Below are 10,472 nucleotides of genomic sequence, written 5' to 3'. Positions count from 1 at the left end.
TTGGAATAAACAACGTATCCGTGTAGCTAAGCTGCATGAAAAAGTAGCAAACCAACGTAAGAACTTCCTTCATCATAAGTCTAAAGATTTAGCTACTCATTTTGATGTTGTAGCTATTGAAGATCTAAATATGAAGGGAATATCGCAAGCACTTCATTTTGGAAAAAGCGTCGCTGATAATGCTTGGGGTATGTTCACTTCTTTCTTAGCTTATAAACTAAATGAACAAGGCAAACAGCTTGTGAAAATAGACAAATGGTTTCCTTCCACAAAAACATGTAGCAGTTGTGGAAATGTGAAAAATATGTCATTGTCTGAGCGAGTCTATTCTTGTATATGCGGTGTAAATCTCGATAGAGATTATAACGCAGCTATCAATATCAAAAATGAAGCAATACGCCTATTGGCGTTAGCATAGATAGCAATAAAATAACCCTTGGAACAAGGGAGTTAGCTCGGCTGTCTTAGGACGAATTCGTTAGCTACCAAAAGTAACGACTAACCGAGAAGCCCCCACTTCAAACAGTCCGTTAGGACGTTAAGTGGCGGGTAGTTCACGTTTGATTATAAGGCATGTGATATTCTGTGGCTCAAAAAATCCATACCTTATCAATTAAACCGATTGGTAACACATATTCCCTTTTTGTGATTTCCTCATATATAATGATTTTAAGAATTTATACAATTAAAATACTTGCTAATTTGTAATAACTCCTCTTTTATATTCTGAGAAAGGGGGCTTTTGTCAGAAACTGATAAGTCTTCTAATAGCTAACTGATTTTTTATTATTATTTTCTTATTTCCAACAGAGGCCATTAGTCCTAAACTTTCAAACTTATTCAATTTACGACTAATAGTCTCTCTTGTTACCCCCGCATAATTTGCCAATTCCTCTCGTGTCAATGGCAAGTTAATAAGTATTCCATCCTCAGTACTTTTGCCATATTTATCACAAAACTCCAATAATATGTGAGCAATTCTAACTTCAGGATTGTTTGTAGCTAAATTTTGCACTAAATTCTCTATCTTAGCTAAACGTTTTGTGACAACTTTTAACAACTTTAATGCAATACTTGGATTTCGTTCCATTATATAATCCATATTTTCTTTTTTTAGCATACAGATATGAGTATCTTCTATAGCATACGCACTAAAATTACTTTTTTCATCATAATTAAATATATTTAATTCACAAAAGGATTCACCACTTGTTAGTATATGCAATATTTGCTCTTTCCCTTGAAGAGTTAATGTACATAGCTTTACTTGTCCACTATTAATAATAAATAATGTATCTGATTTATCTCCCTCAAGAATTAATGGCTGACCCTTTTTAAACTTCCTATGTTTTGTCATTGAAGCTATATTACTAATTTCCTCTTCGGAAAGGGTCTTAAAAATTAGTACTTTTCTTGGGCAAAGCTCTCTTGATTTTTTATGATTATCGTCCATATTTTCTCACCTTACTTTAACTATAGAATTAAAAATATAATGATATCCAAGGTTATTATAGACATTTTTATCAAATATTGCAGTGACCCCAATCACAACTATATGTTTATAAAGACAGTGATATACACTATCTTCATAAATATATTTTGAATATGGCATAGAAAAATAAGGCCCTGAGGAGAAAGGGTGGCGCCAGGGCCCTATAGAGTGTACCGAAAATGGCTGTATCGGTATAAGTATCTGCTACATAACTATTATAGGATTTTTCAAAGAATATTTCTGTGACCAGAATCACATTCAAAAATATAAAAAACAATGAGAATACTGTGCAGTATTCTCATTGTTTTTTCCTTCTTATTCATCTAGTGGTGCAAAATGATTTTTATCTTCTCCGCACACAGGACAAACCCAGTCCTCTGGTAAATCTTCGAAACTTGTTCCTGGTTCTATATCCTCATCTGGATCCCCTACCTCTGGGTTATAAATATATCCACATGGTAAACAAATGTATTTTTTCATGATTTCCTCTCCTTTTTGTACAGCTTTATATTTTTTCTTTTAACTTGCTCATTATTTCACTTATGTTTGTATTTAATAAATCTATTCCTTCTAACGATACATGCTTTTCAATCGCAGATTTGTAAGGAATAGATGCCGCAACTCCTTCTAATGAAATCACACCGACTATTTTATTATCCTTAATAAATAACCTTGTATACTTCTCCTTACCGTCTTCTTCAACAATTGTTGTATCACATTGCTCTTCATTAACAACTCCAATTGAAAATAAAGATACATTGAATGCGTTAAAAATAGTAGTTGGAATTTCTTTTTTATAAATAGCAGTTTTAGAGACCATATTACTACCTGCTACTCTTCCTTGTTCCAAGGCAGTCCCCCATAAGCCTTCAATTTCATTATTTACTTCTGCAACATCTCCCGCAGCGTATACGGAGTCTATATTTGTTCTCATCTCCTCATCCACAACAATTCCTCTATTTAATTTAATAGCCGTATCATGTACAAGTTTAGTGTTCGGAGTAACGCCAATTGAGTAAACAATACTATCACAATTAATTTGAGAATTGTCGTTCATCTTTATGCCAGTTACAGATTCTTTCCCGAGAATAGAATCAATAGAAGTATTTAAATACACCTTTACTCCTTCCTTTTCAATTTTTCGTTTCAAGAGAAGCGAAGATTTTGTATCTAATTGTCTTCTCATTAATAAAGGAGCTACTTCTACAATGGATACCTTTTTACCAGCTTTCAGAATAGACCATGCTGTTTCTAAACCTTGTACACCCCCACCAATGGTCACAACACTTTCTTTGTCCTCTAAATGACCTTTAAGCTCATTTGCTTCTTTCATGTCCCTAATAGTAAAAATATTTTTTTTATTAATTCCATTTATCTCTAATCTTCTATTATTCGCTCCTGTACAAATTAATAGTTTATGATAAGAAAATACCGCTTCATTGGATGTAACAATAAATTGCTCATCTGTATTAATTTTTACCACCTTTGTATTTATAAAAACTGATATGTGATTATCTTGATACCACTTTTTCTTTTTAATTAACACTTTTTCACTGTGTAAATCTGAATACAGATCCTTTGATAATTTAATTCTTTTATAAGGTAGTAATGGCTCTTCACCAAAAATAAATATATTTGATCCTTTATCATACTCTCTAATAGTTTTAGCGGCATTTACAGCAGCTACACCACTCCCAATAATAACAAAATTCTTTTCCATGTTTTCACCTCCATTTTTCTATTAAATAGAACTCAATAATAAATCTGTAACAAATGTTGTTGCATGTTGGATTTTCTTTACTTTCCCCTCATCTTTTGGAGAGAATCTAATCCGAATAGGAAATTCAACATGAGTCATACCTGTAGATTGGATAACTTTTGATGTGCTTTGTACATTCATATTTGTTTCATTGAGGTAATCTTGTATCACTTCAATTGCCTCTCCACTCCAACCATATGAACCGAATGAAGCTGCAATTTTTCCTTCTAGGTTCATTTCTGTCATTTCTTTTAAAATTTCTTCTAAATTACCAATCATATCTGCATATCTAGTTGAAGATCCTATGAAGACTGCATCTGCTTCTTGAATACTCTTTAAAACCTCTGATTTTTTTGATTTATCAGCGTTAAATACTGTTACATGAATATTATCTGCTTCTAAAGTTTCTTTAATAATATTTGCCACTTTTTTTGTATTATTTTTAATTGTTGTATATACAATTGTTACTTTCTTATCTTGATTCGTATCTCTACTCATATCCGCATATAATTTAATATACTTCTGTATATCCTGACGTAAAATGTAGCCATGAGATGGTGCAATCATTTGTACATCCAAATCTTTTAGAGCTTCTATTAATGTTCTTACATATCTTCTATGTGGATGGATAATGGCATTATAATAACCAATAAAATCTTCCGTAATATCTACATTCGCTTTATCACTGAAAATCTCGTCATTTGCTATATGAGTACTAAAAATATCACAAGGAAATAAAATTTTATCCTCTACACAGTAGGTAATCATTGTTTCTTCAGTATGAAGATATGGCGTTTCTTTAAATTTCAATGTTTTTCCACCAATGTCTAATGTATCACCATCTTTTACTATTAAAAACTTTCGATTATGCAGTTTATACATCTCTTGTATTTCTGGTACTGCAATTTCTGTACATACAATCGTTGCATTAGTAGCTCTTGATGCTAATGCTGCCAATCCCCCTGAATGGTCGGGCTCTGTATGATTCACTACGATATACTGAATTTCTTGTGGATCAATTAATTTACTTAATGATTCTACAAATTCTCTTCCAAACTCTATATCAACTGTATCAATAACTGTTGGTTTTTCCGTTTTTAGCAAGTACGCGTTATAAGTTGTTCCTTTTGCTAAGATTAAACGATGAAATGGAACTTCTCTATTATCAACTTTTCCTACCCAATATATATCTTTAGTTAACTTAATTTCTTTGCCCATATAACTCAATTCCTCCTCAATCAGATTCGATTTACCACTGAATTATATAAACTTTTTTATAATTAAAAGAGGACTAGAATCACATTTTAAAAAATTAATAAAAAAACACCTGAGTAACAACTTTCTACTCAGGTGTTTTTAAAATTTATTTTGTTGCTACAATTACTAATGCCGGACCATTAAGTGAATATATTTTTTTATCAAAATTAGCGTAAGTTTCTACTGACTCAAATCCACAATCTATTAATATGGGAAGTAATTGTTTTTTTGTAATTGGATATAACTCTATACTATTTGAGAATTCTTCACCACTTGTATTTAATGTTACAGTAAATAGCACCTTGTTTCTCTCTATTGCATAATCTCGTTTGAATGAGAAATGTTCTTTCTTAATTACTGGAAATATGAACTTTTTTTGATTTAATACTTTTTCATAGTTTACAATTTGAACTATAAACTTTCCATTTTTCTTAAGTTTTTTAAAAGAACTTTGAATAAAATCAGTAATTTCCTGTAAATTGTCTAAATGAACCAACGTATTTCCAATACAATAAATACCATCAAATATCCCAGGTACATTGTCTATTTGCTGCATCCTAAGTGTATTTACAAAAAGTTTTCCCTTATGCGTTATAGCCTTCTCAGAAATTTTATCAGCCATTTTTTTCTCTGGCTCCATCGCAGTGACAATCATTCCTTTTTCAACTAATGCATTAGCCACATTCCCTGTTGCCGCACCTACATCAATTACGGAGTCCCCCTCTTGTAAATAAGAAGCAATAAAATTCAATTGTTTTTCATTTTCCGGAAAAATTTCATCATAATACGGCATTAATTTTTGGTAAAAAGTCATTATTTATACAATCCTTTCTACATCCAGTATTAGTATTGGAGAAAATATTAACACAATAGAAATTCTTAACACATTAATATATAAATATTAAATAAACAATATGAAGCATTATTAGCCTTTACAAGATAAAATATTTAAATACTATTATTGTAGTAATAAAAACGTAAATAGCATTTATACTCTCTAAAATCCCCACTTTTAAGATTGAAATATTTCTCCCATACAGTACTATAGACCGTATCAAACTTGGGATAAAAATAATGGTAATCGTTGGTGATAAAATAAGCGTAACAATCACAAGTAATAAATGGTACCACCATGACAGAATGCGATACGTTGGATTCTTTTTTTCACGTATCATTGTTTTTACATAAAACGTACTTCCCATAAAATATAAAAATGCTATAGTCGCTATTATCAATATATTTTTATCGACTGTTTTCATTGTGAAGTAATAACTAATAATTCCCCCTATACAAAACAAAATAATTGCACATACATCATTTAATAAAGCTCGTTCATTTTTTTTGCTAGAAAAATAAATGTTTATACAAAAAAACGGGAGCATAATAATAGAAAAGTAAACTATACGCCATTCATAACTAAGAGCAATAGCTGTACATATACAAGCCTCACCAAAGTACAGAAAAAAATAATATAAATAATACTTCTTTCGCGGCTGTTTTACATACATTAATAAGGGATATGTAGCTAAATACACAAAAAGCCACGCTAAAAAAAGAGGGATATGATACCATGTCCATTTACCCGTTAAAATACCTAAAACAAATGGAATAAGCAGCATTCCCCAGGCTCCATGCTGCTTTGGAATAATTAACTTCATTCTTCCACACCTCATATTTAATTTTTTTCAAAATGTTACGTAAGAATGCTAATAAGTAGCATATATATCATTAAATTTATAGATAAAAAACTTTACCAGTGAAAGAATCCCCCCACTGGTAATCATACTCCACCAATTTAGGGAATACCCATCCCAAATAGTAAAATAAAATGAATTTCTCATACTCACTCTTCCCTTATAAGATAAACTATGTTTTAAAAAAATACTGTGAGTGAAATCACTGCATTCTATTTTTATAACTTTTATTTTATAAAAATAAAACATTTTTCAGTGTGTTTTTACTCTCTGTTGATACCCTCACTCTTTGAACCTAAAATAAAAGAATTTTTATTTATAAATAATTGAATCATTCTATATCTTTTCATTTTTTTATGAGCAAAATATTACGATAAACTTCGAAATTTAGTCTCTTCTAAAAAGAAAAAATCACATACTTCATTTATTAGTACCATTGCAGAAATATACTATATATAGTATCATTTATCAAAGTTAATCACTATATATTGAACAGGAGTGGGTTTGATGAACACCTCAGACAATGTAAAACAGCAAAAGAATACTTTATGGACAACTTTTGATAAAATTATAAAAAGTAACGATCAAGACTTAATGCAAGAAAATGCAAATGTTGATGGTCGATCTCCAATGGGAATGATGGGAACATTTGCATCAGAGAGCGCAAAACTTTATATAAGGGAACATTTGCTTTCTAAACAAGTAAAAGAAGCTATTAATCAAAATATTTTATACCCACACGATTTAGATTTTTATGCAACAGGAACAACCACTTGTTCACAAATCCCTTTAGCACAATTGCTGAAAAAAGGGTTCCACACTGGACATGGCCATATGAGACAACCACAAGATATTAAAAGTGCATTAGCACTCTCGTCTATTATTCTTCAAGCTAATCAAAATATGCAGCATGGTGGGCAATCTCTTGCCATGTTTGATATAGATTTAGCACCCTATGTGAGGAAAACATTTGAAAGAAATAAGAAAAAGTTAATAGACTATCCGCTAACAAAAGAACAAATCGAAGTGTTTGCATGGAGAGAAACAGAAAACGATACATATCAAGCATGTGAAGCATTTATTCATAATTCCAATAGTATGCATAGCCGTGGTGGTGGACAAGTTCCGTTTATTTCAATTAATTATGGAACGGACACATCAAAGGAAGGAAGACTATTAATTAAACAATTACTACAGGCAACACAAGCGGGATTAGGAAAAAGCGAAACGCCTATTTTCCCCATTCAAATTTTTAAGTTAAAAAAAGGTGTAAATTTTGAAGAAAAAGATCCAAATTATGATTTATTTGAACTTGCATTAGAAACAACAGCGAAGCGATTGTTCCCTAACTTTTCATTTTTAGATGCGCCATTTAATGCAGCGTATTATAATGGGCACCCAGAAAGTGAAGTATGTTATATGGGGTGTCGTACTCGTGTGATGTCTAATATTCATGGTGAGGAGACAGCAATTGGCAGAGGAAATCTATCATTTACCTCTATTAATCTAGTAAAATTGGCTTTAATAAATGATTCAAAAGAAGGATTTTTCAAATCGTTAAATCATTATATCAAACTTGGCATTCGTCAATTGCTAGAAAGATATTCATATCAATGTACAAAAAAGGCAAGAGATTTTCAATTCCTATATTCACAAGGGATTTGGCGCAATGGAGAAAAACTACAACCAGAAGACTCAGTTACTGAGATTTTAAAGCAAGGAACATTGAGTCTTGGTTTTATTGGACTTGCGGAATGCCTGGTTGCCCTAACAGGAAAACACCATGGGGAAGATACAGATTCATGGCGACTTGGAAAAGAAATTGTTACCTTTATGAGAAAAAAGATGGACCAAGCAACAAAAGAGCATTGCTTGAATTTCACCTTAATTGCAACTCCTGCCGAGGGACTATCAGGGAAGTTCATCAAAAAGGATCGTGCTGATTTTGGAACTATTACAGGTGTAACCGATCATGATTACTATACAAATTCATTTCATATTCCAGTTTATTATCCTATTCAAGCAATTAATAAAATACGTTTAGAAGGACCGTTTCATGCTCTTTGCAACGGTGGTCATATTACGTATATTGAACTAGATGGGGCGGCAGCGCATAATCAAATGGCTTTAAAACAGATTGTTCAAGCAATGGCACAGTATGAAGTAGGATATGGTTCAATTAATCACCCAGTGGATCGTTGTAAATGTTGTGACTATAATGGAGTGATTGAAAATGAGTGCCCTAGCTGTGGAAATATAGAAGATCATCATATTGAAAGAATTCGCCGTATTACTGGATATCTTGTAGGGGACATGTCAAAATGGAACAATGCAAAGCGTAGTGAAGAAGCAGATCGTGTGAAACATAAATGAAGGTAATGAATATTATTCATGATAGTGTAGTAGATGGTGAAGGATTACGGACAGTTGTGTTTTTTGCCGGTTGTCCGCATCATTGTTTAGGTTGCCATAACCCCAAATCATGGAATCTTTATAATGGTACCGAGATGAGTGTGAAAGAAATTATAAAAGAAGTATCCACAAATCCTCTAACTGATGTAACATTTTCAGGTGGTGACCCATTTTTTCAAGCTATCGAGGTCAAAGAAGTTGCAAAGGCTGTAAAAAGTTTAAACAAAAATCTTTGGATTTACACTGGCTATACACTAGAAGAGATACAAAACTCACAAAACAAAGATATGATTGAGCTGTTACATTATGGAGATGTTTTAGTTGATGGAAGATTTGAAATCCAAAAAAGAGATTTGACTCTTCCATTTCGCGGAAGCTCAAATCAACGTATTATACGCCTAAAATAAGTATAATTCCCTTGCTTTTCTTCGATTATTAGTCATCACTAATCCAATATTTATGAGCAGAAAGTATCTGCTCATAAATATTGGAAATATACAATAAGAAAATTTATAAAAACAGGTTATAAAAAAGGGACATGCTCAATTCTTACACTTTTTTTGCAATGCTTTTGGAACATATACACAAAAAGGTTCGCTTTCCATGTAATCCCCCGTCATCGCAAATGCCCTAGAACGAGATCCCCCACAAACATATCGAAACTCACAAACACCGCATTTTCCTTTATAATTATCTGGATTACGAAGGCTTTGAAAAACAGGAGAATTTCGATAAATTTCAGCTATCGGTTTTGATTTAATATTCCCGGTTTTAATTGGCAATAGCCCACTTGGGTATACATCTCCAATATGAGAAATAAATACAACGCCATTTCCATCATTCACTCCTTTTGGAGCGCGTCCAAATCCATTAATTCCGTCCATCATCCCTTCCATCAGTACATCTCTATATTGAATAATTTGATCAATTTTTTTAATTCCTTTCATTTTTTCTTGAAGAACAACGCGTCTATAGTGCTGAGCAGCTGTGGTTTTTATATCAAAAGAAACAGTTCTGCTTAGCTGGTATAGCCAGCGGAACACTCTTTCATGTTGAATTGGTGAAATCATATCTTTCTCTTTACCACGTCCTGTTGGGACTAAGAAAAATACACTCCACAACACACAACCTAATTCTTCTACCAAATTTGCCATATCTTTAAGTACGCTCAAATTATAATTAGAAACAACTGTATTAATTTGAATAGGGATTTTTAATTTATTTAAATGATGAATTGCATCCATTGTTAATTTAAATGACCCCTCTGTTCCTCTAAAATGATCGTGTACTTCAGCTGTTGGTCCATCTATACTAAATGCCCATCTAGCAATCCCAACATCTTTTGCTTTTTTAATCGCTTCTTTAGTAACCTTTGGAGTAGCACTGGGTGTCATGGAAACCCGAATACCTTTCTTCACCGCGTATTCAGCAATATCATATATATCCGAACGCATTAATGGATCCCCACCAGTAAAAACCAGCATCGGATTATCCATTTCATATATATCATCAATTAGTTTTTTTCCTTCTTCTAATGTTAACTCAAAAGGATCGCGATAATGCTGAGCTTCAGCACGACAATGTAGACATTTTAATTCACATGCTCTTGTTAACTCCCATATTACAATAAATGGGTTTTTGTTGTAATCACGATTTATCAAAAAGAAAGCCTCCCATCAACTTACATACTATATTGTAAAATTATATGTGCATTTATGTTGTGAGATTTATCACGCATAAGATTCTTGGTAATAAAAAAACCTCACCAAAATAGATGAAATGGAGATAAGAAAGCGCTCACCTATAAATAGGAGAGCGCTTTTCATTTAAAATATATCTTAAATATATATATTTTATT

10 protein-coding genes are annotated in these 10,472 nt (G+C 32.1%); 3 read left to right on the top strand and 7 right to left on the bottom strand.

What is annotated here, in order from left to right:
• A partial coding sequence (locus CN409_RS21515) for an RNA-guided endonuclease InsQ/TnpB family protein (RefSeq protein WP_141527730.1) occupies positions 1-418 on the top strand: 418 nt, incomplete at its 5' end.
• Positions 419-745: 327 nt separating this feature from the next.
• Here CN409_RS21515 and CN409_RS21510 read toward each other — a convergent pair.
• From CN409_RS21510 to CN409_RS21480, 6 genes are all read right to left on the bottom strand, one after another.
• Positions 746-1,453, bottom strand: coding sequence for a Crp/Fnr family transcriptional regulator (locus CN409_RS21510; protein ID WP_000342564.1), 708 nt, complete (start codon positions 1,451-1,453; stop codon positions 746-748).
• 354 nt (positions 1,454-1,807) lie between these two features.
• On the bottom strand, positions 1,808-1,972 hold the full coding sequence (gene rd / locus CN409_RS21500) for a rubredoxin (protein WP_000759867.1): 165 nt from the start codon (positions 1,970-1,972) through the stop codon (positions 1,808-1,810).
• Between the two features lie 25 nt (positions 1,973-1,997).
• On the bottom strand, positions 1,998-3,212 hold the full coding sequence (locus CN409_RS21495) for an NAD(P)/FAD-dependent oxidoreductase (RefSeq protein WP_097981954.1): 1,215 nt from the start codon (positions 3,210-3,212) through the stop codon (positions 1,998-2,000).
• A gap of 21 nt (positions 3,213-3,233) precedes the next feature.
• Entirely contained in the window at positions 3,234-4,469 is a 1,236-nt protein-coding gene (locus CN409_RS21490; protein WP_097981952.1) for an FprA family A-type flavoprotein, read from the bottom strand.
• A 145-nt stretch (positions 4,470-4,614) separates the two neighbouring features.
• Positions 4,615-5,322 carry a class I SAM-dependent methyltransferase gene (locus CN409_RS21485; RefSeq protein WP_097981951.1) on the bottom strand — a complete coding sequence of 236 codons (708 nt, stop codon included), beginning with the start codon at positions 5,320-5,322 and terminating at the stop codon, positions 4,615-4,617.
• Positions 5,323-5,440: 118 nt separating this feature from the next.
• A complete protein-coding gene (locus CN409_RS21480; protein ID WP_097981949.1) occupies positions 5,441-6,166 on the bottom strand; it encodes a YwiC-like family protein in 726 nt (241 codons plus the stop codon).
• A gap of 543 nt (positions 6,167-6,709) precedes the next feature.
• Here CN409_RS21480 and CN409_RS21475 point away from each other — a divergent pair.
• Together CN409_RS21475 and nrdG are read left to right on the top strand one after the other, a co-directional pair.
• Entirely contained in the window at positions 6,710-8,575 is a 1,866-nt protein-coding gene (locus CN409_RS21475; protein WP_097981948.1) for an anaerobic ribonucleoside triphosphate reductase, read from the top strand.
• The gene (nrdG, locus tag CN409_RS21470; protein WP_097981946.1) at positions 8,572-9,021 is read left to right on the top strand and encodes an anaerobic ribonucleoside-triphosphate reductase activating protein; all 450 of its coding nucleotides are present in this window, start codon (positions 8,572-8,574) and stop codon (positions 9,019-9,021) included. Before CN409_RS21475 ends, nrdG begins: the two co-directional genes overlap by 4 nt.
• A 135-nt stretch (positions 9,022-9,156) precedes the next feature.
• Here the strand turns inward: nrdG and CN409_RS21465 are convergent, their stop codons facing one another.
• Entirely contained in the window at positions 9,157-10,275 is a 1,119-nt protein-coding gene (locus CN409_RS21465; protein ID WP_141527729.1) for a TIGR04053 family radical SAM/SPASM domain-containing protein, read from the bottom strand.
• Positions 10,276-10,472 lie beyond the last annotated feature (197 nt).

This window comes from Bacillus sp. AFS012607 (assembly GCF_002558005.1).
Lineage (GTDB): Bacteria > Bacillota > Bacilli > Bacillales > Bacillaceae_G > Bacillus_A > Bacillus_A thuringiensis_S.
The sequence above is the reverse complement of the archived record's forward strand: the minus strand, read 5'-3'. Positions and strand labels throughout refer to the sequence as shown.